At 71.9% G+C, this 25904-nt stretch carries 23 protein-coding genes; 8 read left to right on the plus strand and 15 right to left on the minus strand.

Translation table 11 applies throughout. The features are described from left to right. Positions 1 to 108: 108 nt before the first annotated feature. On the plus strand, positions 109 to 1341 hold the full coding sequence (locus ACIBK8_RS06450; protein ID WP_399040443.1) for a cytochrome P450: 1233 nt from the start codon (positions 109 to 111) through the stop codon (positions 1339 to 1341). Positions 1342 to 1538: 197 nt separating this feature from the next. Beyond that, positions 1539 to 2696, plus strand: coding sequence for a D-alanyl-D-alanine carboxypeptidase family protein (locus tag ACIBK8_RS06455; protein WP_399040444.1), 1158 nt, complete (start codon positions 1539 to 1541; stop codon positions 2694 to 2696). Positions 2697 to 2729: 33 nt separating this feature from the next. On the opposite strand, the gene ACIBK8_RS06460 is transcribed toward ACIBK8_RS06455, so the two are convergent. The 10 genes from ACIBK8_RS06460 to ACIBK8_RS06505 form a co-directional block, all read right to left on the minus strand. Beyond that, positions 2730 to 3293: a DUF309 domain-containing protein gene (locus tag ACIBK8_RS06460; protein ID WP_399040751.1), complete on the minus strand. Its 564-nt coding sequence runs from the start codon at positions 3291 to 3293 to the stop codon at positions 2730 to 2732. 192 nt (positions 3294 to 3485) lie between these two features. Continuing rightward, positions 3486 to 4601, minus strand: coding sequence for a TolB family protein (locus ACIBK8_RS06465; protein ID WP_399040445.1), 1116 nt, complete (start codon positions 4599 to 4601; stop codon positions 3486 to 3488). After that, the gene (locus ACIBK8_RS06470; protein WP_399040447.1) at positions 4573 to 5850 is read right to left on the minus strand and encodes an MFS transporter; all 1278 of its coding nucleotides are present in this window, start codon (positions 5848 to 5850) and stop codon (positions 4573 to 4575) included. Before ACIBK8_RS06470 ends, ACIBK8_RS06465 begins: the two co-directional genes overlap by 29 nt. Before the next feature lie 34 nt (positions 5851 to 5884). Further along, positions 5885 to 6832 carry a metallophosphoesterase family protein gene (locus ACIBK8_RS06475; RefSeq protein WP_399040448.1) on the minus strand — a complete coding sequence of 316 codons (948 nt, stop codon included), beginning with the start codon at positions 6830 to 6832 and terminating at the stop codon, positions 5885 to 5887. 99 nt (positions 6833 to 6931) lie between these two features. Beyond that, positions 6932 to 7267: a DUF427 domain-containing protein gene (locus ACIBK8_RS06480; protein ID WP_399040449.1), complete on the minus strand. Its 336-nt coding sequence runs from the start codon at positions 7265 to 7267 to the stop codon at positions 6932 to 6934. Between the two features lie 170 nt (positions 7268 to 7437). After that, on the minus strand, positions 7438 to 8706 hold the full coding sequence (locus tag ACIBK8_RS06485) for an aminotransferase class I/II-fold pyridoxal phosphate-dependent enzyme (RefSeq protein WP_399040450.1): 1269 nt from the start codon (positions 8704 to 8706) through the stop codon (positions 7438 to 7440). Positions 8707 to 8893: 187 nt separating this feature from the next. Continuing rightward, the gene (locus ACIBK8_RS06490; protein ID WP_399040451.1) at positions 8894 to 9352 is read right to left on the minus strand and encodes a thioesterase family protein; all 459 of its coding nucleotides are present in this window, start codon (positions 9350 to 9352) and stop codon (positions 8894 to 8896) included. Next, a complete protein-coding gene (locus tag ACIBK8_RS06495) occupies positions 9349 to 10320 on the minus strand; it encodes a 3-hydroxyacyl-CoA dehydrogenase NAD-binding domain-containing protein (protein WP_399040452.1) in 972 nt (323 codons plus the stop codon). The genes ACIBK8_RS06490 and ACIBK8_RS06495 overlap by 4 nt, the downstream gene beginning before the upstream one ends. Positions 10321 to 10362: 42 nt before the next feature. After that, a complete protein-coding gene (locus ACIBK8_RS06500) occupies positions 10363 to 11256 on the minus strand; it encodes a 3-keto-5-aminohexanoate cleavage protein (RefSeq protein WP_399040752.1) in 894 nt (297 codons plus the stop codon). Between the two features lie 117 nt (positions 11257 to 11373). Next, positions 11374 to 12234, minus strand: a complete 861-nt coding sequence (locus ACIBK8_RS06505) for a TetR family transcriptional regulator C-terminal domain-containing protein (RefSeq protein WP_399040454.1) — start codon at positions 12232 to 12234, stop codon at positions 11374 to 11376. A gap of 193 nt (positions 12235 to 12427) precedes the next feature. On the opposite strand from ACIBK8_RS06505, the gene ACIBK8_RS06510 reads away from it, so the two are divergent. The 5 genes from ACIBK8_RS06510 to ACIBK8_RS06530 all read left to right on the plus strand — a co-directional run bounded on the left by ACIBK8_RS06510 (position 12428) and on the right by ACIBK8_RS06530 (position 20157). After that, positions 12428 to 14491, plus strand: a complete 2064-nt coding sequence (locus ACIBK8_RS06510) for a SpoIIE family protein phosphatase (RefSeq protein ID WP_399040455.1) — start codon at positions 12428 to 12430, stop codon at positions 14489 to 14491. A gap of 76 nt (positions 14492 to 14567) precedes the next feature. Continuing rightward, on the plus strand, positions 14568 to 15968 hold the full coding sequence (locus ACIBK8_RS06515) for a glutamine synthetase (protein ID WP_399040456.1): 1401 nt from the start codon (positions 14568 to 14570) through the stop codon (positions 15966 to 15968). Continuing rightward, complete coding sequence (locus tag ACIBK8_RS06520) at positions 15968 to 17107, plus strand: amidohydrolase family protein (protein WP_399040457.1); 1140 nt, start codon at positions 15968 to 15970, stop codon at positions 17105 to 17107. Before ACIBK8_RS06515 ends, ACIBK8_RS06520 begins: the two co-directional genes overlap by 1 nt. Before the next feature lie 55 nt (positions 17108 to 17162). Then, a complete protein-coding gene (locus ACIBK8_RS06525) occupies positions 17163 to 18449 on the plus strand; it encodes an MFS transporter (protein WP_399040458.1) in 1287 nt (428 codons plus the stop codon). 976 nt (positions 18450 to 19425) lie between these two features. After that, the gene (locus ACIBK8_RS06530) at positions 19426 to 20157 is read left to right on the plus strand and encodes a pyridoxamine 5'-phosphate oxidase family protein (RefSeq protein WP_399040459.1); all 732 of its coding nucleotides are present in this window, start codon (positions 19426 to 19428) and stop codon (positions 20155 to 20157) included. A gap of 30 nt (positions 20158 to 20187) precedes the next feature. On the opposite strand, the gene ACIBK8_RS06535 is transcribed toward ACIBK8_RS06530, so the two are convergent. Then, complete coding sequence (locus ACIBK8_RS06535; RefSeq protein WP_399040460.1) at positions 20188 to 20838, minus strand: DNA-binding response regulator; 651 nt, start codon at positions 20836 to 20838, stop codon at positions 20188 to 20190. A 632-nt stretch (positions 20839 to 21470) separates the two neighbouring features. Next, positions 21471 to 22787 carry an APC family permease gene (locus ACIBK8_RS06540; protein WP_399040462.1) on the minus strand — a complete coding sequence of 439 codons (1317 nt, stop codon included), beginning with the start codon at positions 22785 to 22787 and terminating at the stop codon, positions 21471 to 21473. 113 nt (positions 22788 to 22900) lie between these two features. Between ACIBK8_RS06540 and ACIBK8_RS06545 the strand changes: the two genes are divergently transcribed. Further along, complete coding sequence (locus ACIBK8_RS06545; RefSeq protein ID WP_399040464.1) at positions 22901 to 23464, plus strand: CGNR zinc finger domain-containing protein; 564 nt, start codon at positions 22901 to 22903, stop codon at positions 23462 to 23464. Between the two features lie 7 nt (positions 23465 to 23471). On the opposite strand, the gene ectB is transcribed toward ACIBK8_RS06545, so the two are convergent. The 3 genes from ectB to ACIBK8_RS06560 form a co-directional block, all read right to left on the minus strand. Continuing rightward, positions 23472 to 24740 (minus strand): diaminobutyrate--2-oxoglutarate transaminase, encoded by a 1269-nt coding sequence (gene ectB, locus ACIBK8_RS06550; protein WP_399040465.1) that lies wholly within the window; start codon positions 24738 to 24740, stop codon positions 23472 to 23474. Between the two features lie 61 nt (positions 24741 to 24801). Beyond that, complete coding sequence (locus ACIBK8_RS06555) at positions 24802 to 25152, minus strand: cupin domain-containing protein (RefSeq protein ID WP_399040466.1); 351 nt, start codon at positions 25150 to 25152, stop codon at positions 24802 to 24804. Positions 25153 to 25163: 11 nt separating this feature from the next. Further along, entirely contained in the window at positions 25164 to 25895 is a 732-nt protein-coding gene (locus ACIBK8_RS06560) for a hypothetical protein (protein ID WP_399040467.1), read from the minus strand. Positions 25896 to 25904 lie beyond the last annotated feature (9 nt).

Below are 25904 nucleotides of genomic sequence, written 5' to 3' on the forward strand. Positions count from 1 at the left end.
TGCTGAGCGCCGTCCTGAAGGTCTGCGGCGACGACAACTGACCGCACCGCGACGGTGGGTGGCCGCCCGGGGGTGCCCCGGACGGCCACTCCTCTAGAGTCGGACACCATGCAGAACACCGCCGGGACCGGCCCCGACACCACCGCCGACGTGACGGCACTCCTCGACGATCCGCACACCGCGTACGCCGCGCTGCGCGAGAGCGGGCCCGTCCACCGCATCACCGCCCCCGACGGGCAGCCGGCCTGGCTGGTCACCCGCTACGACGACGTCCGCAGCGCACTCGCCGACCCCCGGCTCTCGCTCGACAAACGCCATGCCACACCCGGCAGTTACCGCGGCTTCGCGCTGCCGCCCGCCCTGGACGCCAACCTCCTCAACATGGACCCGCCGGACCACACCCGGGTGCGCAGGCTGGTCGTGAAGGCGTTCACCACCCGCCACGTCGAGGCGCTGCGCACCCCCGTACGGCGGGTCGCCGACGAGCTGCTCGACGCGATCGAACCGGCGGGCCGCGCGGACCTGATCGCCGACTACGCGGGCCATCTGCCGATCGTCGTCATCTGCGACCTGCTCGGCGTCCCCCGCGCCGACCGCCGCGACTTCCGCGCCTGGACCGACACGCTGATCACCCCCGACCCCACCCGCCCGCAGCTGATGAAGCAGACGATCGGCGAGCTGACGGCCTACTTCACCGGACTGATCGCCACCAAGCGCGCCCACCCCGCCGACGACCTGCTCTCCGAGCTGATCGCGGTACGCGACACACAGGAAGCGGACCCCGCCGCACCGGGCGGCGATCGGCTCACCGAGGACGAACTGACCTCCTTGGCCTTCCTGATCCTGTTCGGCGGGTACGAGAACACCGTCCACCTCATCGGCACTGCCGTCCTGGCCCTGCTCGACCACCCCGAACAGCTCCACCAGTTGCGCCGCAATCCGGCCGAACTGCCGACGCTCATCGAGGAGTTGATGCGCTACGAATCCCCGGCGTCGCTGTCCATCCGGCGCTTCGCACGCGAGGACCTGGACATCGGCGGCGTACGGATCCCGGCGGGCGACTGCGTGCTGCTCTCCCTCGCGTCCGCCAACCGCGACCCCGCACGCTTCCCCGCCCCCGACACCCTGGACCCCGGCCGTGACCTCTCCGGGCACCTCGCGCTCGGCCACGGCATCCACTACTGCCTGGGCGCGCCGCTCGCCCGGATGGAGACGGCGACGGCGCTGGCCGCGCTGATCGAGCGCTTCCCCGGGCTGCGGCTCGACGTGCCGCGCGCGGAGCTGCGGCACCGCCGTACGCTGCGCGCGCGTGGCCTGATTTCGCTCCCTGTCGCCTGGTAATCCGAAGACGAACAAGTTTTCTGCGGCGTAAGTGTTCTGTCATGAGGTAGAAAGGTGTTGAGACCCGCCCGGTGTGCATCCCCCGTCGCACCGGGCGGGTCGTTGTCGTCCACGACACGCCGGTGACCGGTGCCGCCGCTTGGGCCGTCTGGCGCAGCCGTCCTGCGTGGCGCCCCGGCCCTTCCTAGCGTGACGGCATGGCAATTGACGCGCTTTCCCGGAGGACCGGTGCGCTGGCGGTGATCGCCGCCACCGGCCTGTCCCTGGCCTTCATACCGGCCCCGGCCCTCGCGGGCACCTCCGCACACCGCCCTCCGGAGCCGTCCGCGGCCGGGGTGCAGGTGGCCGATGTCCCCGGGGTGCCGAAGCTGCCGGACGGTCTTTCGGCGCTGTCCTGGGCGGTCACCGACGCCGATTCGGGCAGCGTCCTGGCGGCCAAGGACCTGCATCGCAAGCTGCCGCCCGCCAGCACCCTGAAGACGCTGTTCGCCGTGACCGCCCTGCCGAAGTTCGCCGCCGATTCGGTACACCGGGTCAGCGCAGCCGACCTCGAAGGCGTCGGCACCGGCAGCAGCCTCGTCGGGGTCGCGGAGGGCGGCAGTTACACGGTGGCCGACCTGTGGCGCGGCGTCTTCCTGCGGTCGGGCAACGACGCGGTGCACGTCCTGGCGTCGATGAACGGCGGCTGGGGCGCCACGGCCCGCGAGATGCAGGAGAAGGCCCGCGCGCTCGGCGCCGACGACACCACGGTGGAGTCCCCGGACGGCTACGACTCACCGGGCCAGGTGTCCTCCGCCTACGACCTGACCGTCTTCGCCCGCGCCGGGCTCGCCAACGCCGACTTCGCGCGCTACTGCTCCACCGCGCAGGCCGACTTCCCCACCGCGGACGGCGTCACCCGGATCGAGAACACCAACCGGCTGTTGTCGGGAGCTGACGGGCTGCCCCGCTACCCGGGGATCATCGGCGTCAAGAACGGCTACACCACGCAGGCGGGCAACACGCTGATCGCCGCCGCCAGGCGGGACGGCCACACCCTGCTGGTGACCGTCATGAACCCGCGCTCCGGCGAGGCCAACGGGGTCTACAAGGAGGCCGGTGCCCTGCTGGACTGGGGATTCGCGAGCGTGGACAAGGCCGAGCCGATCAGCTCGATGACCCGTGCGGTGGCGCAGGGGCCAGCGGTGCAGCCCGCGGCGCACACCACCCAGACCGACGAGCGGGGCGGCTCGCCGTGGCGCAACGCGCTGGCCCTGTGGGCCGGAGGTGTCGGCGCGACGGTGCTGGCCATGGGCGCCGCGCTGGCCTGGCGGATGCACGCCAGACGCCGGGCGGCCGACCCGGAAGCCCCGTAGCCCGGTAGCCCGGCGGCTCAGCGGCTCAGCGGCTCAGCGGCGCAGTCGCGGGGCCGTGGCCGCTGCCGGGACCGGCGTCTGCGGTGGCTGCCGCAGGCGCCGGGTCAGCTCCCGGGCCCAGGCGGTCAGCCCGGCGACGTCGATGCCGTACGGCGCGGTGTCCGCGTACGGAGTGAGGGCCGCGGCGCCGCGGTCGAGCAGGGCGACGCCGCCCGTGGCATTGCCGCGGGCGGCGTGCGTGAGGCCGACGGCCAGCTGGGCCAGGCCGCGCCACAGTTCGCGCTCCGGTTCCGGCGCCGCCTTCCAGGCGTCCTCCAGGACCTCGTGGGCGTGGAACGGCATCCCCGCGTCGAGCAGCCGCTGTGCCTCGGCGAGTGAGGCGTGCGGCGGGCGCACCACACCCTCGGGCTGCCGGTCCACGCCCGGTGTGCCGTACGGCAGCGGCCGGCCGAGCCCGTCACGCGGCCTGGCGTTGCGGGCCTTGCCCTGCGCGTCACGGTCCCGCCTGCGCGACGGGGCGCCGCCCGCCGTCGCCGCCGCGGCTTCCTCGTCGGCCGCGCAGTACCGGCAGCCGCCGTCGCCCGGCCGGTCGTCGATCCGGCCGCAGCGGTCGCAGACCCGGTCCAGCCAGCAGGCCGGATCGCCGCCCTCGCCCCGGCCGGTGACCGCGGCGGGCGCAGGGCCGCCGTTGCCCCGCGCGCCGGTCCTTCCGTTGCCCGTCTCCGCTTCGTTCACCCTTCGATTGTGCGCCGCGGGCCCGCCGCACGTCCCGCCGGGGGCGGCACCGGCTCAGGGCACCCGCGCCGGGGACGAGGCGTCCGGTACGCGCAGGGCGGGGGAGCCGTGGCCGTCGGCGGGGACGGTCCAGATGTCGCTGCTGCCGCTCTCCTTGCCCGGCAGCGCGTAGGCCAGCGTGCCGTTGTCGAGCCAGGCGGCCTGGTCGTCCACGCTGCGGGTCTCGGCGAGTGGCCGCTCGCGGTGGGTGCGCAGGTCGAGTACGTACAGCCGCCAGGGCGCGCGGGCGCCGTCGCGGACCCGTTTCTTGAAGGCGAGCCGGGTGTTGTCGGGGGAGAGCGACGGGCACTCGACGTTTTCGCGGAGGGTGTGCGCGGTCCACTTCCGCAGGTCGCCCTGGACGAGGTAGGTCGAGCCCCGGGTGGAGACGGTGGCGTAGAAGGTGTTGTCGTCGCGGGCGAAGCTGACGCCCCAGTAGTTGACGTCGGGGGAGTGGTAGCGGCGGCCGTCGAGGGTGAGCGGGATTTCCTCCATGTTCTTGATGAGGTAGCCGGTGCGGGTGTCGAGAAGGGAGGTGCGGGTGGAGAAGGACGTGGTGGCGTAGGAGTCGCCGGTGGCGAACATCGTCCAGGAGAGCATCCGTCCGGACGCGGAGACCCGGGCCCGGTTGGGGATGCCGGTCAGCGCGATCCGGCGCTTCTCGTGCAGCTTGCGGTCCAGGACCACGGCGTACGACGTCGGTGGGATGCCGGGGCGGCGCTGGAGGCACAGGGCGGTGTCCGCGGCGGCGTAGAAGCGTTCGCAGCGGGGGCCGCCCGTCGTCCGGTGCGGTCCGGACGCGCGGCCCTCCGTGGCGGGGGTGATGCCTGCGGCCGGGGCCGGCAGGTGGGCGATCCGGCCGGAGCCGGCGCCGGTGCTGCGGAAGTACAGCTGTCCGTGGCCGATGCCGAACGCCGATACGGGGTCGGCGGGTTCGGCCCGCCGGGCGGCCCCCACGGTGTAGACGACGGCGATGCCCGCCAGGAGCACTCCGGCGACGGCCACGGCGGTGATCCGGGCGCGCAGCGACGGGGTGCCGATGCGGCGGGCGGGTCGGCCCGCGGGGCTTTCGGGCGGTGCGGGCGGCGCCGGGCGCACCGCCTCACGGAGCGGACGGTCGGGTGGGTTCATGCGCGGGACGGTGCCTTTCCGTGCGGGGGAGCAGGACGGCGGACACGGCCAGCGCCGCGGCCAGCGCGAGGACCGCGGCGAGCAGCGCGGGGCGGGTGCCCCAGAGCGTCCAGGCGGCGCCGAATCCGGCAGCGGCCAGCAGCCGGCACAGTGCCTGGCCGGTCTGGAGCAGCGCCATCCCGCTCGCCCGGCGCGCGGCGGGCAGCACCGGACCGGCCAGCGCCATCAGCACGCCGTCGGTGGCCGCGTAGAACACGCCGAGCAGCAGCAGGACGGCGGCCAGCAGCGGCAGCCCGGCCTCGGTCGTCAGCAGCAGGAGGTAGCCGCCGAGCAGCGCCGCGTGGCCGCAGAGGAGCGGTACCCGCCGCCCGATGCGGTCGCCGAGACGGCCGGCGGGCACGGCCAGCAGCAGGTAGACGGCGGCGGCCCCCAGCGGCAGCAGCGGGAACCAGCTGACCGCGAACTCCAGCCGGCGTTGCAGCAGCAGGTACAGGAACGAGTCGCCGATGGTGGCGGCCCCGAGCAGCGCCGCGGCGGCGAAGATGCGCCGGAACGCGGGGTCGCGCAGCGGTGCGAGGAGCGCGGCACGGGGCTTGGGCGCGGCTGCCGGCGCCGGCCGGGGCGCGGGCACGGCGTCCCGTCCCGGTACGAAGGCGACGAGCATGAGGACGCCCAGCAGGCCGGTGCAGAAGCTCACGACGAAGACCGCGTCGTAGGCGTCGGCGGTGGCCCACAGCAGCGCGAACGCGGCGAGCGGGCCGAGCAGCGCGCCGGTGGTGTCCATCGCGCGGTGCACGCCGAAGGCCCGGCCGAGTGCGTCGGGCGGTGCGCTCAGCGAGATCAGCGCGTCGCGGGGTGCGGTGCGTACGCCCTTGCCGATCCGGTCGGCGGCGAGCGAGGCGCCGATGCCGAGGGTGCCGCCGCCGGCGAGCAGCAGTCCGATGCGGGAGAGGGCGGAGAGCGCGTAGCCCCATCCCGCGACGAGTTTGTGCCGTCCGCCGCGGTCGGCCGCGTGCCCGCCGAGCAGCCTGACGAGCGCGGTCACGCCGTTGTAGAGGCCGTCGAGGAAGCCGAACTGGAGCGGGGAGAGGCCGAGTTGGATGACGAAGTAGAGGGGCAGCACGGCGGTGACCATCTCGGATGAGATGTCGGTGACGAGGCTGACCGCGCCGAGGGCCAGGACCGGCCCTCCGACGCGGCCCCGCGTCACCTTCGCCGTGGCAGCCGCGTCCGTGGTGGCGAGATACATGGCGTGGCGTCCGTGGACCGCGGCGGGCGCCCGGTCAGTGGCACTCGTAGGACGGGCTGCTGTCCTTCGTCTTGCCGTCGGTGCCGATCAGGTTCCAGGAGAACCCGGTGTCGGTGAAGTTCAGCTTCACCACCCCGAAGGTGTTGGTCAGCCGCTTCTCGCTGTTGGGCTGGACCTCTTCGATCTTGTAGGGGTGGGCGCCGCCCATGCCGCCGAGCAGTTCGACGATCCCGTTCTCGTCCCGGTCGCCGTCCGGGTTCTGCGGGGCGAACCGCTCGTAGTGGTGGTCGTGGCCGTTGAGGACGAGTTCGGCCTTGGCGTCGTAGAGCTGCTTCCACACCGGCCTGCTGACCGGGTCGTTGCCGTGCTCGCCCGAGGAGAAGAGCGGGTGGTGGAAGTAGGCGGCCACGCACTTCTTGGAGTTGGCGGCGAGGTCGTCCTTGAGCCAGGCGAGCTGCGCCTTGTCGAGGTCGTTGGTGTTCAGCGCGACGAAGTGCCAGTTGCCCTGGTCGAAGCTGTAGTAGGGCTTGCCGTGCGGGTAGGCGATGTCGCCGAAGTAGGACTTGTAGCCCTTGAGTTCGCCGTCCGGGTCGTAGGTCTCGTGGTTGCCGGGGATGGGGTGCGTCTTGTCCTTGAACTTGCCCCAGGTCTTGTCGTAGTAGCGCGTGAAGTCCTTGATGCGGGCGTCGTCGTACTGGTTGTCGCCCATGGTCATCACGAACGCCGGGTTGATCTTCTCCACCAGTGCGGCGGTCTTGGGGTGCTCGCAGTCGCTGTCGCTCGCGGTGCACTGCTCGGCGATGTCGCCGGCGGCGACGGCGGTGAAGCCCCCGGCCTGGGGGCGGTCGGGTGCCGCGTCGGCGCGGCCGACCGGCGACCACAGCAGTACGCCGCCGAGCAGCGCGAGGGCTGCGCCGGCGGCGGGGATGCCGATGCGGGGGTTGGTGAGCCGGTGCTTCGTGGCGCGGGGGGTGTGCGTCATGTCCGTCTCCAGGGTCGGCGACACAGCCGTCCCGAGGAATCCTGGCGGGCGGTCATGTACCCGTCAAGATGCGTACCCCAGCATTGTTAGGAAACTTTACTACTCGCTCGTGACAGTGGCATCGAAGAAGCACAAGTGCCCCTGGATTCCGGCCACTTCGGGCTTCGGTTCGGGGTACGACCACACCAGATCGGCCGCCCCGCCGTCGGCCAGCGACCAGTACGAAGCGGTGCCCTTGAACGGGCAGTACGTCCGCGTCGGCGACGGCGTCAGCAGATCGGTGCGCACGTCCTGCGGCGGCAGGTAGTAGCGCACCGGATATCCCGTCTCGCGCAGCAGCAGCGGCCGGCGGCTGTCGGCCAGCAGCACCCCCTCGTGCTCGACGCGGACGTGGTCGGTGCCCTGCTCCACCGTGATGCGGTGTCCTGCGGTCATGGTCGTCCTTCCGATCGGCTCAGGGCGGACCTGAGAGTGTCGTGCCGGTGAACCCGCAGTGTGCCCGCCCGTCCCGCAGGCCGCGCCCCGCCCGCCCCGAACGGCCGAATCCGGCGCCCGCCCGCCCCGCGAAGGGGAGGGCGCGACGCCGGATCCGGGGAGGAAGGCGGTCAGGCGGCCCGCTGCTCGTACCCGACGAGCCGGACGCAGACGGCGAGGCCCGCGATGGCCTGCTCCAGCTCCGCGAGGCCCGGGTAGCTGGGCGCGATCCGGATGGTGGCGTCGCGCGGGTCGTTGCCGTACGGGTGGGTGGCGCCGGCCGGGGTCAGCACGATGCCCGCGTCGGCGGCGCGGCGTACGACCTCCTTGGCGCAGCCGTCCGGCACCTGGAGGGTCACGAAGTAGCCGCCCTTGGGCGAGGTCCAGGTGGCCAGGCCGGTGCCGCCCAGCTCGGCGTCCAGGATCCGGGCCACCGCTTCGAACTTGGGCTGGAGCAGGGCACGCTGGCGCTCCATGTGCGCCTGCACGCCGTCGGCGTCCTGGAGGAACAGCACGTGCCGCAGCTGGTTGATCTTGTCGGGGCCGATCGACCGCTTGGTGTTGTTGGCGAGCAGCCACTGCACGTTCGCGGGCGACGAGCCGAAGAAGGCGACACCCGCGCCCGCCATGGTGATCTTCGAGGTGGAGCCGAACACGAACGCCCGGTCCGCGTTCCCGGCCTCGGCGCAGGCGGCGAGCAGGTCGGCTATCCCGACGGGCTCGTCGGTGAGGTGGTGGGCGGCGTAGGCGTTGTCCCAGAAGATCCGGAAGTCGGGTGCGGCGGTCTCCATGCGGGCCAGCCGCGCCACGGTCGCGTCGCTGTAGCAGACGCCGTCCGGGTTGCTGTACTTCGGGACGCACCAGATGCCCTTGACCGACGGGTCGTCGGCGACCAGCCGCTCCACGGCGTCCATGTCCGGTCCTTCGGCGGTCATCGGCACGGGGATCATGTCGATCCCGAACCGCTCGCAGAGCGCGAAGTGCCGGTCGTAGCCGGGCACCGGGCACAGGAACGCGATCCGCTCCTGGTCCACCCAGCGCGACTCGGCGCCGGGCAGCACGCTCAGCAGGGCGTGCACCAGGCTGTCGTGCATCAGCTCCAGGCTGGAGTTGCCGAGGGCGAGCAGCTGCCCGGCCGGCACCTGGAGCACATCGGCGAACATCTCCCGCAGCTCGGGCAGTCCCTGGAGCCCGCCGTAGTTGCGCAGGTCCGTGCCGTCGGCCGAGGTGTACCGGCCGTTGGGCAGGCTCAGCAGGTCATCGGAGAGGCCGAGCTGCTCGGGCGCCGGCTTGCCCCGGGTGAGGTTGAGCGAGAGCCCGCGCCCCGCAAGGTCCTGGTAGTCCTGGCGGGCGCGCTCCAGGAGCCCGGTCAGGGCGTCGGGGCTCAGCTCGGTGGTCATGGTGTGTCCTCTCACGGGTACCGCATGGATCGGGGTGGCGCCTGCCGAGAATACAAACCCGCGCGGGCGGCCCGACCGGGAGGCCGGTGCGGCGGGGGCGGCAGGGGGTGCGGTACCGCCCCTGCCGCCCGTGCCGTGCCCCGATCCGGGCCGACGTGCGCCGTGCCAGGACCCGGGCCGATGTGCCCTAGATCTCGCGGATCCCGCGCCCCGCCCACGCGGGCGCCGGAGCCACGAGCCCGGCGAGTCGGGAGTGCGCCGCGTCGGGCAGCGGCACGGCCCGCCCGGCGCCCTGGTCGACGTGCAGCGCGAACAGTTCCTCGGTGGCCACCGGATCGCCGGCCGGCTCGCCCACGAACATCTCGTGCAGGAACCGCACCTTCTTGGCGTCCGCCCCCAGCACCGTGGTGCGGACGGTCAGTTCGCTGCCGCGCGCCACCTCGTCGAGATAGCGGACATGGGCCTCGACCGTGTACAGCGAGCACCCGGTGCGGGCGCGGTAGTCCGCGTCCAGGCCCGCGTCCGCCATCAGCGCGTCCGTCGCGAAGCCGAAGACCAGGACGTAGTACGCCTCGCTGAGGTGGCCGTTGTAGTCGATCCAGTCGTCCTGGACCTGCTGCCGGAAGAGGGGAAGCGGAGCCGTCATCGCGCGGTGCCTCCCAGGCGTCCGGTGGCCCGCAGCACGTCGATGACGCCCTGGTCACGCTCGGCGACCAGATCCGCGTAGGTGCGGTCGCCGGCCGCCGCCTCGCAGCCGTCGACCATGGCGTCCCGCAGCTTCCGGTCCAGCTCGGGGGCCTCCAGGCGGGTCCACGGCGACTTCAGCGACGGGCCGAAGTGGTCGAGCATGTGCGCCATCCCGCCCTCGCCGCCGGCCAGCGCGAAGGTCAGGCAGGGGCCCATGAACGCCCAGCGCAGCCCGGGGCCCTCGGTGATCGACGCGTCGATGTCCTCGACGGACGCCTCGCCGTTGGCGACCATGTGCAGCGCCTCGCGCCACAGCGCCTCCTGGAGGCGGTTGGCGATGAAGCCGGGCAGCTCGCGGTCCATGGTGATGACGGACTTGCCCGCCACGTCGTAGAAACGGGACGACCACGCCACGGCGTCCGCGTCGGTCCGCTCGCCGCCGACGACCTCGACCAGCGGAATGAGGTACGGCGGGTTGAAGGGGTGGCCGACGACGAGGCGGGACGGGGTGGTGGCGTCCGTCTGCATGTCGGTCATCGGGTAGCCGGACGTGGAGGAGGCGATCACCACGCCGGGCGGCGTCGCGGCGTCCAGCTCGGCGAGCAGCGCACGCTTCAACTCCAGCTTCTCCGGGGCGCTTTCCTGGACGAACTGGGCGTCGGCGACCGCTTCGGCGAGGGTCGGCGTGACGGTCAGCCGGTCCTGCGAGGCGCCGTCGGCGAGACCTATCTGCTCCAGCGCAGGCCAGGCGGCGGCGACCAGGCGGCGCAGCTTCTCCTCGGCGTCGGCGGCCGGATCCCAGGCGGTGACGTCGTAGCCACGGGCGAGGAAGTGCGCCACCCAGCCGCCGCCGATGACGCCGGCGCCGATGCAGGCGATGCGGCGGACGTCCTCGGGGGCGCAGGGGGCGGGGGTGGTGTCGGACATGCGGCAGAACTCCAAGTCGGGGGGTGCGGTGGGTGGTCGAGGTCAGCCGCGGGGCTTGAGGCCGAGCCGGGCGCGGGCCTGGTCGGGGGTGGCGACCGAGGCGCCCAGCAGCTCGGTGATCTGCACGGCGCGCTCGACCAGCTGGCCGTTGGTGGCCTTGACGCCCTTGCTGAGGTAGAGGTTGTCCTCCAGGCCGACCCGGACATTGCCGCCGAGCAGGATCGACTGGGCCACCCACGGCATCTGCATCCGGCCCAGCGCGAAGCTCGCCCACTGCGCGCCGTCGGGCAGCATGTTGACCATCGACTGGAGCACACCGGGGTCGGCGGGCGCGCCCCACGGGATGCCCATGCACAGCTGGAAGACGGTCGGGTCGTCCAGCAGCCCCTCGGCCAGCAGCTGCTTGGCGAACCACAGCTGCCCGGTGTCGAAGATCTCCAACTCGGGCCGCACGCCCAGGTCCTGGATCCGCTTGGCGCCGGCCCGCAGCATGTCGGGGGTGGAGACGTAGAGGTTGGAGCCGTCGCCGAAGTTGAGCGAGCCGCAGTCCAGCGTGCAGATGTCGGGCAGCAGCTCCTCGACGTGCGGCAGCCGCTCCAGGCCGCTGACCAGGTCGGTGCCCGGCAGGCTGGTCAGCGGGTTCTCCGGGTCGATGACCAGGTCGCCGCCCATGCCCGCGGTGAGGTTGATGATGACGTCGGTGCCGGTCTCCTTGACCCGCTCGACGACCTCCGCGTAGAGCCGCGGGTCACGCGAGGGCGCGCCGGTCTCGGGGTCGCGGACGTGGATGTGCACGACCGCGGCACCGGCGGACGCCGCCTCCACGGCCGACGCGGCGATCTGCTCGGGCGTCACCGGGACGTGCGGGGAGCGGCTGACGGTGTCGCCCGCGCCGGTGAGCGCGCAGGTGATGATGACCTCGTTGTTCACGGGGATTCCCTTCGGTGGTGGCCCGGTCGGGCAGGGGAGAGGGCGGGGGAGCGGGCCGGACGGCGCCGTGCCCGCCGGGGTGTGCCGTGGTGCGGGGGCTGCGGATGCGGGGGCTGCGCCTCGTCAGTCAGCGGCCAGTTCGCTCGTCACGAAGGCGAGCAGGGCGGTGTGCATGGTGTCCGGGGTCGTGCTGTCCGGCGCGGTGGCCAGCACCTGGGTGGCCAGGCCGTCGATCAGGGCGGTCAGCCGCAGCGCGGTGGACTCCGGGTCGACGGGGCGGAAGACGCCCTGGGTGACGCCGCGGCGCAGCACGTCGGCGACGGTGGTGCGCCACTGCCGGTAGTAGTGCTCGTGCAGCCGGCCGACGGCGGTGGACCGGGCGGCCTGCGCCCACAGGTCCAGCCACACCAGCCACTGGCGGCGCTGCTGCGCGGTGCGCGGCGTCTGGAGCGCGATCAGGTGCAGCAGCTCGGCGCGGGCGTCGGTCGCCTCGGCGAGGCCCGCGGCGCGGCGGGCGGTGTCCTCGTCCATGCACCAGCGGACGGCGGCTTCCAGCAGCTCGTCGCGGCCGGGGAAGTGGTAATGAACCGCCGCGGTGCTGGTGCCGCAGGCCGCGGCGATGTCGGCGACCCGCACCTCGTGAAAGCCGTGCTCGGCGATCAGCCGTACGGTCTCCCGCACGATCTGGAGCGGTCTGCCGCCCTCCGGTACGTGTGCGGGGCCGCGCTCCTGCGGCGGTGCGGGACGTTCCGGAGAGCCGAGCAGCCGGCCCGCGTCCACGCCCGCGATATCGGCGATCCGCACGATCTCGGCGACGGTGAACCGACGGCTGCCGCTCAGCGACCTGGACAGCTTCGACGGGTCCATCACGATCCGGCGGGCGAACTCGCGGCGGCTGCAGCCGAGACCGTCGATCACCTGCCGGACACGTTCCGTGAGGGCGCCCGCCTCGTCGGCGACCCGGGCCCCGGGGTCTTCCTTCATGGCCAGGGACCGTAACAGCGTGTTGAGAACATCGCAACACTCCAAGGTGCATGAAGGGGAGAAAGTTCCTGTTCGTGGCCCTTTGGTGGGGTGGTGTTGCGCATCAACTGATGAGGGAGTCAGGAGTGGGGCGAGAGGGGTGCGCGAGACGCCCGAGGCTCCGCAAAGCGGGTGAATGTGGCAAAGTGACGGCATGGCTGACCGGGGAGCGAAGCGGCCCACCGTGTCGGTGCCGGACGACTGGCCCGCCCACCCGGACCTGACCCTGGCCCTCAACGGCATGGGCGGCTTCGACTGGGATCTCGACAGCGGGCGGCTGCACCTGGACCCGCCCGCACTGGAGCTGTTCGACGTGCCGCCCGGCACCTACGACGAGCGCCCCGCCACCCTCGCCGACCACGTCCCGCCCACCGAAGCCGCCCGCCTCGACGCCCTGGTCGCCCGCGCGCTCAAGGACGGCAGCGACTCCTACGGCGCCTACTTCCGCGTCCGCCACCGCGACGGCGCACTGCACTGGGCCCACTGCCAGGGCAGCATCCGCAGGGACGCATCCGGCAGACCACGCCGCGTCATCGGCGTGGTCCGCGACGCGGGCGAGGAATACACCCAGGCGGCCGAACGCCTCGCGGTCGATGAGGAACGCCGCCGCCACAACAGCGTCGTCGAGCGCACCACCGCCGCACTCGCCCACGCCAGAACCGTCCACGACGTGATCGCCGTACTCGCCGACGACCAGGGCCTGAGCCGGCTCGGCGCCGAAAACATCATCCTCGGACTCGTCGAAGCAGGACGCATCCGGCTGGTGTCCGAAGGCAAGGCGGGCAGCTTCATCCCCGACCACGAAGTGACCCGCGTCGGCGACGAGTTCCCGATGAGCGAGGTCGTCCGCACCCTCGCCCCCCGCTTCATCGCCAGCCGCACCGAATTCGCCACCGGCTACCCCCGCCTGTGGCCGGCCATCGAACCCCTGGACATCGGCTCAGCCGCCTACCTCCCGCTGATCGCCCAGGGCCGCACCATCGGCGTCATCGGCCTCTTCTACCAACGCGAAAGCGCCTTCCGCGACCAGGAACGCAACCTCCTGATCGCCCTCGGCAGCAGCATCTCCCAGAGCCTGGCCCGCTCCATGCTCTACGACCAGGAACACGAACTCGCCGCCGGACTCCAAAAGGCCATGCTGCCGCGCCGCATCCCCGGCGTCCCCGGCGCCCAGATCGCCGTCCGCTACCGCTCCGCCCGGCTCGGCCGCGACATCGGCGGCGACTGGTACGACGTGATCCCGCTGCCCGACGGACGGGTCGGCGCCGTCGTCGGCGACGTCCAGGGCCACGACACCCAGGCCGCCGCCCTCATGGGCCAGCTGCGGATCGTGCTGCGCGCCTACGCCACCGAAGGCCACTCACCGGCCACCGTCATGGCCCGCGCCTCCGCCTTCCTCAAAGAACTCGACACCGACCGCTTCGCCACCTGCGTCTACGTCGACGCCGACCTCAGCACCGGCGCCGCCCGCTTCGTCCGCGCCGGACACATCGACCCCCTGCTACGGCACGCCGAAGGCATCTGCCGCAGACTCCCGGTCGCCGGCGGACTGCCCCTCGGCCTCTCCGCCGAATTCACCCGTCTGGACTACCCCGTCACCACCGTGCACCTCGCGCCCGGTGACACTTTGCTGCTGTGCACCGACGGCCTCGTCGAAGAGCCCGGCACCGACATCGACGACGGACTGCGCCACCTGACCGCCGAGGTACGGCACGGCCCCCAGGACGTCCAGCAACTCGCCGACCGGCTCTGCACACTGGCCGACCGGCGCCCCGGCGAGGACGACATGGCCTTCCTCCTGCTGCGCCGCCTCGGCAACCCCCACCACGACATCGCAGGCCGGGTCCAGCGCCAGATCGCCCCCGCCGACCCCGAAGGGCTCTCCGCCGCCCGCCACATGATCAGGGCCGCGGTACGCGCCTGGGGCGCCCGCGAACGCGCCGAAGAGATCGAACTCGTCGCCGACGAACTCATCACCAACGCCCTGCTGCACACCGAAGGCCCCGCCGTCATCCGCATCGAGATGCCCCACGGCGCCGAACGACGGCTGCGCCTGGAGGTGGAAGACCCGTCGAGCAACCTCCCCAAGCGCCGGGAGCCGGGCGAAGCCGGCGTATCGGGACGCGGACTGCTGCTCGTGGACAGGCTGGCCGACGTCTGGGGAGTGGAACCGCGCGGCAGCGGAAAATGCGTATGGTGCGAGTTCAACTGCCCCTGACCGGACCGGCCGTGGTGCCGGTCCGGCACGACGGGTCCGTACGCCGAGCAATCGGCACGTCGAGTGAGGACGGCATATGGCATCGCGACCGGCGGAACAGCGCGTTCAAGCCCGCCAACTGGCAGCGCACCTGGACGCCGAAGGGGTCAGGAACATCGCCCTGACCTGGATCGACAACGCCGGCATCGCACGCGTCAAAGCGATCCCCGCCACCCGCATCGGCAACGCGGCCGAACGCGGCATCGGCATGTCCCCGGTCTTCGACGTCTTCACATCCGACGACGCCATCACCGAATCCCCCCACCTCGGCGGCCCCGACGGCGACCTGCGGATCTTCCCCGTCCTCGACCGCGTCACGGTACTCGCCGCGCAGCCCGGCTGGGCCTGGGCACCCGCCGACCGCTACGACCAGCTCGGCGCCCCCCACCCCGCCTGCCAGCGGGACTTCGCCCGGCGGATGACCGCCCGCGCCGCCGACGCGGGAATCGGCCTGCGCATGGGCTTCGAAACCGAATGGGTCGTCAGCCGCGTCCCGGAAGGCGGCGGAGCGCACCCTACCGACCCGCACACCCCGCTCGACCACCCCTGCGCGGGCCCCGCCTACGGCATGACCCGCGTCGTCGAACTCTCCGACTACCTCCGCGACATCACCGAAGCGCTCACCGTCCAGGGCATCGAGGTACTCCAGCTCCACCCCGAGTACGCACCGGGCCAGTTCGAGGTCTCCACCGCCGCCGCCGACCCGGTACGCGCCGCCGACGACATCGTCCTGGTCCGCGAGACCATCCGCGCCGTCTCCCAGCGCCACCAGCTGCGCGCCGCCTTCGCCCCCACCGTCGTCGCAGGCCAGGTCGGCAACGGCTGCCACCTCCACCTCAGCCTGTACCGCGAGGGCCACAGCCTGCACCGCACCCCCGACACCCCCTGGGGCCTGGCACCCGAAGCCGCCGCCTTCCTCGGCGGCATCCTCGCCGCCCTCCCCGCCCTGCTCGCCATCGGCTGCCCCTCGCCCGCCAGTTACCTGCGGCTCCAGCCCTCCCAATGGGCCGGCGTCTACCAGTGCTGGGGCGTCGAGAACCGAGAGGCGGCACTGCGCCTGATCACCGGAGCCCCCGACGACCCGGACGGCGGCAACGCCGAGATCAAACCCTTCGACGCCGCCGCCAACCCCTACCTCGTCGTCGGCGCGGTCATCGCCGCCGGCCTGCACGGCATCGAAACCGGTACGCCGCTCCCCGAACCCGTCAGCGGCGACCCCGGCGCACTCGGCGTCCGCGAACGCAGCAGGCGCGGCATCGTCCGGCTCCCCGCCACACTCACCGACGCCACCGACCACCTGGAGAAATCCGCCCCGCTCCGCGACGCGATGGGCGAGGTCCTGCACGGCGCGGTACTCGCCGTACGCCGCGCGGAGGAAGCCAGGTTCGCCGGGAGCGACGCCGACGAGATCGCCGCCGAGACGCGCTGGCGCTGGTGATGACGACCGGCACCCCGGGGCCCGCCGCCCCCGACGACGGCCTTCCGCCGCTGGTCGACCACCACTGCCACGGCGTCATCCGCCACGCCCCGACCCCCGCCGAATTCACCGGACTCCTCACCGAATCGGACCGCCCGCCCGCCCCCGGCACCACCTTCTTCGACACCCAGGCAGGCTTCGCCGTACGCCGCTGGTGCCCACCCCTGCTCGGCCTCCCGCCGCACTGCCCGCCCGACCGCTACCTCGCCCGCCGCCACGAACTCGGCCCCGACGAGACCCGCCGCCGGCTGCTGGCCGCCACCGGCATCGGCACCTACCTCCTCGACACCGGACTCCCCGGCAACCTCACAGGCCCCGACGAAACCGCCGCGGCAGGCGGCGGCACCGGACACGAAGTCGTCCGCCTGGAAACCCTCGCCGAACACCTCGCGGCAGGCACCCGGGACGCCGAGGAGTTCACCGGCACCCTCGCCCACGCCGTACGCGACGCAGCCAGGACCGCCGTCGCCTTCAAAACCGTCGCCGCCTACCGCCACGGCCTCGCCCTCGACCCCAGGCCGCCCACCCACGACACCCTGCACACCGCCGCCCGCGACTGGCTGGCCGCAGGACCCGCCAAACTCACCGACCCGGTCCTGCTGCGCCACCTCATCCACCTCGCCGTCGCCACCGGCCGCCCCCTCCAACTCCACACCGGATTCGGCGACCCCGACCTGCGCATCGACCACGCCGACCCCGCACTGCTCACCGACTTCGTCCGCGCCACCGCCGACACCGGCACCGACCTCGTCCTGCTGCACTGCTACCCGTACCACCGCCAGGCCGCCTACCTGGCCGCCGTCTTCCCGCACGTGTACGCCGACATCGGGCTGACCCTCACCCACACCGGACCACGCGCCGCCGCCGTACTCGCCGAATTCCTGGAACTCGCCCCGTTCGGCAAACTCCTCTTCTCCACCGACGCCTACGGCCTGCCGGAGCTGTACACCGTCGGCAGCGCCCTGTTCCGCACCGCCCTGCACACCGTCATCGGCGACTGGACCGCGTCCGGCGCCTGGTCGCAGGACGACGCCCGACGCGTCGGCGCCATGATCGCCGCCGACAACTCCCGCCGTGTGTACGGACTCACGGGCGGCTGACCGCACCACCGGCCGTCAGGGAAGAACGCGCGGCACCCCCGTGCTTTACTTCCGCGTGCCTCCTACACCCATATCCACGAAGGGCCCAGCGCCCGCCCGCCCCCGCATATTCGCCGACCTCACCCCGCTCCGCAGCTCACCGGACTACCGCAGGCTGTGGTGCGGCAACACCGTCTCCTGGATGGGCCAGCAGATGACCGCCCTCGCGGTCTCCCTCCAGGTCTACTCCCTCACCCGATCCACCTTCGCCGTCGGCCTGGTGGGCCTGTGCTCGCTCGTACCGCTCGTCGTCTTCGGGCTCTACGGCGGCGCCATCGCCGACACCGTCGACCGCCGCAAACTCGGCCTCTACAGCGCCGCCGGCGCCACCGTCATGTCCGTCGTGCTGGCCGCCGCCGCGCTCGCGCACTACCGGCACGTCTGGCTGCTCTACTGCGTCGTCGCCCTCCAGGCCGTCTGCTTCGCGATGAACTCGCCGGCCCGTACGTCGATGATCCCCAGGCTGCTGCCCGTCGAACAGCTCCCGGCCGCCAACGCCCTCAACTCGCTCACCAGCAACCTCGGCCTGATGGGCGGCCCCATGCTCGGCGGCGTCATCGTCGGCCTGTGGGGATACCAGGCCGCCTACCTCATCGACGTGGCCGCCTTCAGCGCCTCCCTCTACGCGATGTGGCGACTGCCCGCCATGCGGCCCGACCACGGGGAAGGCGACGGCGCCACAACGCCCCGCAGGGCCTCCGTCCTTGACGGGCTGCGCTTCCTCGCCACCCGGCCCAACCTGCGCATGACGTTCTTCACCGACATGGCGGCGATGGTCCTCGCCCAGCCCCGCGCGCTCTTCCCCGCCATCGCGGCACTGTGGTTCGGAGGCGACGCCAAGACGGTCGGCCTGCTGGTCGCCGCGCCCGCCGTCGGCGCCGTACTCGGCGGCCTGTTCTCCGGCTGGCTCGGCGGCATCCGCCGGCACGGCCTGGCCATCCTGGTCGCCGTCGGAGCCTGGGGCGCCGCCGTCGCCAGCTTCGGCCTCTCCCGCCACCTCTGGCTCGGACTGTTCTTCCTGGCCGTCGCCGGCTGCGCCGACACCGTCTCGATGGTCTTCCGCAGCACCATGCTCCAGGCCGCCACCCCCGACAAGATGCGCGGCCGGCTCCAGGGCGTCTTCATCGTCGTGGTCGCCGGCGGCCCTCGCCTCGGCGACTTCCTCGCCGGGTCCGCCGCCGGCCTGACCTCACCCGCCACCGCGGTCGTCGGCGGCGGCCTCGCCTGCGTCCTGGTGGTCACCGCCCTCGGCCTGGGCCGCCGCGCCTTCGCCCGCTACGACGCGCGGGATCCGCAGCCGTGAGGGGAGCGGGATCCGCAGCGGTGAGGGGCGGGGGAGCGGCGCGCGTGCCCGCTCATCCCCATCGGGCGTGCGCAGGGCCGGAATTCGCGGTGTGTGTGCGCGGCGACGGCGAATGCCGGGCGGCGCGCGGTTTCTTCGTGTGGCCTCGTCGTCGGTGGCTATTCGGCGAACGGATATCGGGGGCGGGCGGCGCGGCGGGATGACGTGTCCGATATCCGATATCTGCGACCACGGCGGGCAGCCGCACGCCGTGGGGTGTAGCGGCGAGTTGCTCTCCCGCCCCGGTCAAGAATGAAGAGGGCCGGGTTCGGTGAATGATTTGGTGTTCGAGCCAAGGCCGTGAAGGATTCCGCGGTCCGAGCGGTACGCATCGGCGCACGGCCGGATGAAGGCAGGCCGGGGCCGGACATCGCCGTTGCGGAGGGCGGCTGTCGCGCGGATCCCCGTGGCCGACGGGTTCTCCCCGAGAGGGCGGAGCGGATGCCGGTGGCGGGCGGTGAGCTCGGTGGCTGACAGTGAGGGCGCGGGAGGGCAAGTGGGCGGCAGGGAAGGGATGTTCGGCCACCCGGCGGTGTTCCGCGCTGTGGCGGCGGCGTTTCCGTACCCGCGGGGGATGCGGGGCCGTGCGCCGCGTCGCCGGAGCCGTCGGTGCAGGTGGCGGCGGGTCGCGGTGGTTGTCGCCGTGGATGGCGCCGGGGCGGTGGGGGCAGTGCGGTGAGGGCGGTGGCCATCGGTGCCGTCGTGGCGCAAGAAGGTTCGTGGTCAGCGCGGTGTTCGTCCGGTGCGGCGGCGGCTGGTTTTTTTCGAATGTGCTCACGCAATTAAAGACGATCTTCCCCTGAATTCCGAAGTGCGCTAACATCGTTCCGCTCGGTGATGCTTCCTCTGTGAAGTTCGCACGTCATAGCGCCTTCCGATGTCCCTCTGATTCGGGACAGGGCCGCACAATGTGGATCCACAGTCAGGAGAATTAGGGGTGAACCAGCTCTCGGACCGATCGGGCGACGGGCAGCTGACCGTCACTGATCGCACGCGGCTGCGTCGCGGACGGGAGAAAGTCCGTACCACCCGGGCTGATTTGGATGAGGTTCTCGCCGCGGGATTTGTCTGCCATCTCGGTGTCCTGGTCGACGGTGCCCCCATGGTCGTTCCCACGGTTTACGGAGTCGGTGACGACGTCCTTTATCTGCATGGCTCGGTCGCGAGTCGCAGTCTGGTCCAGGCGCCGGACGCACCGGTGTGTGTGACGGTCACGCAGGTGGACGGAATCGTGCTGGCGCGTTCCGTCTTCGAGCACAGCATCAACTACCGGAGCGTCATGATCTACGGCGTTCCGCGGGTGGTCACCGACCCCGACGAGAAACTGGCCGGCCTGCGCGCGGTGACCGAACAGTGCGCGCCAGGACAGTGGGATTACGCGCGCGGACCGAACCGTAAGGAATCCGCCGCGACCACGCTGCTGGCACTCGGTCTTTCGGAGGTTTCGGTGAAGGCACGCACCGGGCCGCCGGATGACGGTGAGGGTCCTGACGGCATGACGAACCGCTGGGCCGGAGTGATTCCGCTCGGCACGGTCCGGGGAACTCCGGAGCCCGATCCATTGCTCTCCGCGGATATCGAGATGCCGCCGCACATTTCGGCGATGACCCGGTCAGGGGAGCGCGCCGACGTGCTCGGCGCACTCCCGGTCGCCGAATCCGAGGGGTGAGTCGACGTGAAAGGGGAAGAGGGAACCCTGTCATGCGGCGCTGGGAAAGGTGTCGCGGCTCGCCAGGCCGGACCGGTAGGCGAACGCCACGGCCTGGGCGCGGTCCCGGAGCCCGAGTTTCCGCAGCATGTGGGAGATGTGTGACTTGACGGTGGCGGAGCTGACCGCGAGCGATTCCGCGATGTCCGCCGTGGCGAGGCCGTTCGCCAGCAGGTTCAGCACCCGGCTCTCCCGGTCGGTGAGTGTGGCGAGTTTCGCCAGCAGCGCCGTGTCCGGGACGACGGCTTGGTCGAGTGCGGCGCCGATGACCCGGTCGGCCACCGAAGGGGCGAGATATGTCCCGCCGGCCGCGACGGCGCGAATGGCTGCCGTGATCATGGAGCGGCTTCCGGATTTCTCTCCGAGGCCGCGGGCGCCGAGCCGGAGTGCGCTGACTGCGGATTCCAGGTCCCAGTGGTCGGCGAAGGCGATGACGGGCAGTGTGGCGGCGGCCGTGGTCAATCCCTTTAATTCATCGAGTATACGGTCCGTTGCGGCCACGACGATGACATCGGGGCGCAGATGGCCGATGATGCTGCTCAATTCTGTTGTGCGGTGGTCCGCTTCCGTGGCGACGAGGTTCAATTCACCATTGATGAGTGAAGTGAAGCCGGCTCTGCTTAATTCATTCTGGTCGAACACGATGATGCGCTTAACCTCGCCTTTGTCCCTTTTGAGGGTGTGACTGGCTGGGCAAATCGTCATGTTTGCGGCTCCCCAGGCGCGTGCACACACATCTGTGGTGCAGATTTTGCGCGGCGCCTTCCGAGGCTGTAGGCGTGAATACCGTGAGGCCGGGACGTGTTTACCGCTGATGCCGTCGATTGTCCGGTGTGCCGACTCGATCGGCGACGAAGATCACCCCCACCTGTATCCGCTCTGCGACCTGCTCATGCGCACACCTGTAACGGTTTCGGAACACCATGCACCCCGCCCAGGGATCCCGGCCGAGTGGCTGGGGCGACTGTGATGCCCCTGAATATTCCACACCGTTGTGGCGATACGCTAGATGCTTCACGGCGGTGGATCGGTTGCGACCTTCTTGCCGTTTTGGCGGAATGTCTGAAGCGGCGTGTCACGGGCCGGAGTATCTCGCGGGTGATCTGCGGATACGTCCGGATCTCTCCGGTGCGGGGACCGGGCGGTGCGAACGCTCCGTAATCGCCGCCCGCGCGGAGCGTTGCGGAGCAGCGGTCTCCGGTGGGCGCCCGCCCTGAGGGGCGGCCGTTGCCGACGCGAACGTTCCGCCGGTGGCCGCTGGAGCCGCGCGCCGCTCATTCCTGGCGCACCGCCGCGGCCTCCTTCTCGTCCTCCCGGCCCTCGTCGGACGGGGCCGGCCGTCCGGCGCCCCGCCGCCGGGTCCAGTACCGGTAGAGCAGGGCCAGCGCCGCGATCAGCACCGGGATGACGATGACGACGCCGCTGAACGGGACGAGGATCAGGCACAGCACGGTCCCGATGACGGCCAGTACCCGGCGGGTGCCGGTCAGCAGCCGTACCCCGGCGGCCATGGCGGCGACGAACGTCATGATGACGAGCGAGTTCGGTACGACCAGCAGCGTCTCGGGGCCCCAGTGCATGAAGTAGCTGACGACCAGTCCGGCCGTCGCGTAGCCGCCGACCGTGAGGACGGACACCGCGGGGATGCCCCGCGGGCTCACCCGGGCCAGCGGGGCGGGGAACGCGCCGTCCCTGGCCAGCGCGTAGCCGAGCCGTGAGGTGGTGGCGACGAAGGCGTTCGCCGTGCCCAGCGCGATCAGCATGGCGATCACGGCGGTCATCGTCCCGATCGGGCCGCCGACGCCGTTGGCCAGCAGCCGGGCGATGACGGTGTGGTTCACGTCGTCGGAACCGTAGGTCTTGGTACCGATCGTCGCCACGACGACGCCGACGTACAGGAAGGTGATGACGCCGACGCTGATCACCGTGGAGCGCGGGACGTCCCGTACCGGATCGCGGAATTCCTCGGCGAGGTGGGTGATGGCCTCCCAGCCGAAGAACGCGAAGAAGATGACGACGGCGACGCTGCCCACCTCGGACATGCCGTGCGGCGCGAACGGCGTCCAGTTCGCGGCGGTGAACCGGGGAACGGACACCACGAGGGCGGCCAGCAGCATGAGGGAGACGGTCGCGGCGAAGACGAGTTGCAGCCGCCCGCTGACCTTGATGCCGCGGAGGTTGGCGACCGTGGCGACGACCAGGATGCCGCCGGCGAAGAGGAACGTCGTGCCGCGTGAGAGGCCCAGGTAGGAAGCGCCGTAGTAGGCGCCGGTGAGCGCCACCAGGGTCTGCGCGGTGGCGGACGCGATGAAGTAGAACCAGCCGGCGACGGTGCCCGACGCGGGGCCGAACGCCTTGGTGACGAACGTCGCCACGCCGCCGGCGTCGGGAAAGCGGCTGGCGAGCGCCGCGAAGGTCAGCGCGAGCGGGATGCCGAGGGTGGCGTCGAACACCCAGGCCACGATCGAGGCAGGTCCCGCGCGGGTGGCGCTCAGCGCGGGCAGGAGCAGTACGCCCGCGCCGACGATGGCACCCACGTACAGGGCGATGCCCTGCGTGACCGTGATGGTGCGCTGTAACGGCTGAGCCATCGTTCCTCCTCCAAGGCACTTCTCCAGGCAGAACCTAGGAGAATGACGGATGGGAAGTCAACACTTACAATTGAGCATAAGAAGTGTCGTGAAACTCGGTGCGGGGACAGCTCATGGACGTCACAAGCAGCACACCGTCACCCGAGGCCGCGCTGCTGCACTCCTTCCTCAACACCCTCGACCTGCGCACCTTCACCCGGTACGGAACCCCGCTGCACGGCGACGACCTGCTGTCCACGCCACGGGCCTTGGCCGCCTGGCTGCACGACCGGGAACTGCTCCCCGCCGATTCCCGGGTGAGCGGGCGGGACCTCGCCCGCGCGCGCGACCTGCGGGCGCAGCTGCGCGCCGCCCTGAGCCGCGGCGAGGATCCCGAAACGGCGGTCGGCGGCTCCCCGCAGGGCATCCGGCTGAGCTTCCGGCTCAGCGCGGCCCCCGGGGAGCCGCCGTGCCTCGTTCCCGCGGGCGGGGACGTGGACGGCGCGCTCGGGCAGATCGCCCTGTCCGCCGCGCGCGCCGTCACATCGGGCGCCTGGGGGCGGCTGAAGATGTGCGAGGCGCCCGACTGCCACTGGGTCTTCTACGACAAGTCACGCCCCGGACGCGGCCGTTGGTGCTCCGCCGAGCTGTGCGGGAACCGCATGAAGACGCGCGCGTACCGCAGGCGGATTCGCTGACGGCACGTCATGCGGTGTCCCGTACCGCGTTGGCGAGCGTCCGCAGCCCCTCGTCGAGTTCATCGGCGCCGATGGTCAGCGCGGGCATCAGCTTGACGACCTCGCTGTCCGGCCCCGAGGTCTCGGCCAGCAGACCGAGCGCGAAGGCCCGCCGGCACACCGCGGTGGCCCGCCCCCGGTCGGCGAACTCCAGCCCCCTGACCATGCCGCGGCCCCGGTGGCGGGCCCCCGCGGCGGAGTGGTCCGCGCAGATCGCCGCGAGTGCCTGCTCGATCTGCTCGCCGCGGGCGAGGGTCTGCTTCTCCAGCTGTCCGTCGGCCCAGTACGCCCGCAGTGCGGCGGTGGCGGTGACGAAGGCCGGGTTGTTGCCGCGGAACGTGCCGTTGTGCTCGCCGGGTGACCACACGTCCAGCTCCCGCTTGAAGAGCGTGAGCGCCATCGGCAGCCCGTAGCCGCTGATCGACTTGGAGAGCGTGACGATGTCCGGCACGATGCCGGCCGCCTCGAAGGAGAAGAAGCCGCCGGTACGCCCGCAGCCCATCTGGATGTCGTCGACGATCAGCAGCATGTCGTGGCGCGCGCACAGCCCGGCCAGCTCCCGCAGCCACTCCGGCCTGGCCACGTTGACCCCGCCCTCGCCCTGGACCGTCTCGACGATGACGGCCGCCGGGTGGTCGAGCCCCGAGCCGCCGTCCGTCAGCATCCGCTCGAACCACCGGAAGTCCGGGGCGCCGTCGTCGAGATAGCGGTCGAACGGCATCGGGGTGGTGTGCACCAGCGGTACGCCGCCGCCGGCCCGCTTGAAGGCGTTGCCGGTCACCGCGAGCGAGCCCAGCGTCATGCCGTGGAAGGCGTTGGTGAAGGAGACCACCGGCGTGCGCCCCTTGACCTTGCGGGCCAGTTTCAGCGCCGCCTCGACGGCGTTGGTCCCGGTCGGGCCCGGGAACATCACCTTGTACGGCAGGTCGCGCGGCCCCAGGACGACCTCCTGGAAGGTCTGGAGGAAGGCCCGCTTGGCCACGGTGGACATGTCCAGGCCGTGGGTGAGGCCGTCCCGTTCGATGTAGTCGATCAGGGCGCGCTTGAGCACCGGGTTGTTGTGGCCGTAGTTGAGGGATCCGGCGCCGACGAAGAAGTCGAGGTAGCGGTGGCCGTCCTCGTCGGTCACCCGGCTGCCGCGGGCACGGTCGAAGACGGTGGGCCAGGCGCGGCAGTAGCTGCGTACCTCCGACTCCAGGGTCTCGAAGACGGTCAGATCGGGAGGGGTAATGGCCACGGCAGGCTCCTGGGCGATGAGAAGGGTGGTGTGGCGGTGCGGCCCAGCGCGCTCGGGCGGGTCATTCCGCGGCGCCCGTGGGACGGCTCTCGGGGGGTGCGAAGACCACCGCGACCCGCAGGTCCTCGGTGATGTCGGTGAACCGGTGCGGGACCTCGGCCGGTACGTAGACGAGGGAGCCGGGCCCGACGGGACGGCTCGCTCCGCCCGCGTGGACGACGGCGCGTCCGGCCAGCACGATGTACAACTCGTCCTCGGCGTGCGGCTGTTGCGGGTCCTGCCCGCCCGCCGCCAGGGTGTAGAGGCCGACGCTCATCGTCGGCCCCCGCAGGAACTCCAGGTAGCGCTGCCCGGTCGCGTCACCCCGCTCGGCCAGTTGCGCGAACTCGTGGAACTCCGGACCGTCCGGCATGCCCGTCTCCTTCACATCCGCAGCGACAACTCGCTGTGGAAACCGCTGACATGGTCGGAACGGACGCTATCGTGCGCCACCGGGTAGAAGCCCTCGAAGAAGTCGACGTAGTCGCCGCACAGCGCCCGCAGCACCGGCGCGATCTCGCGGCCCAGCTCGCCGGCGGCCTCCCGCACCCCGACCGCGGTCATCATCGTCGTCGGCGCGCCCGGAGCCAGCGCGGTGAGCACGCTCGTGAGCTTGCTGTGCCGCAGTGCCTCGCGCACCTCACCGGTGACGGTCGCCGGATCGGCCACCCGCCCTGACTGCCACAGAATCACGCGCACCGACCGGCAGCCGACCACCTTGCGCGGCGGCACCAGCTCCAACGGGCCGTCGGCCAGGAGGCGTTCGGACCCGTGCAGCGGCGCCGTCCAGCGGGACAGGTCCGCGTCGGCACCCGGGGTGACCAGGGGCGCGTCCCCGCTGAGGTCCCAGGACCAGCACAGGATGTGCAGCGGGGCGGCGGGATCCGTGACGCTCCGCAGCATCACGCGGCTGCCCGGGGTGAGCTTCAACCGGGTGAGCTGTACGCCGCGTTCCTCGGTGGCCGCGGCGAAGGTCAGCGGGACGGGTTGCAGCGCGCGGGTGACCTCGCGCAGGACGGTGAACGGTTGCGGCCCGCTCAGGCCGTACTCGTCGGCGGCCGGGCCGCTTGCGGTGGCCTCGAACTGGTCGAACCCGCCACGGGACAGCAGGGGCATGGGATTTCC

The sequence above is a fragment of the Streptomyces sp. NPDC050161 genome (assembly GCF_044460025.1).
GTDB lineage: Bacteria > Actinomycetota > Actinomycetes > Streptomycetales > Streptomycetaceae > Streptomyces.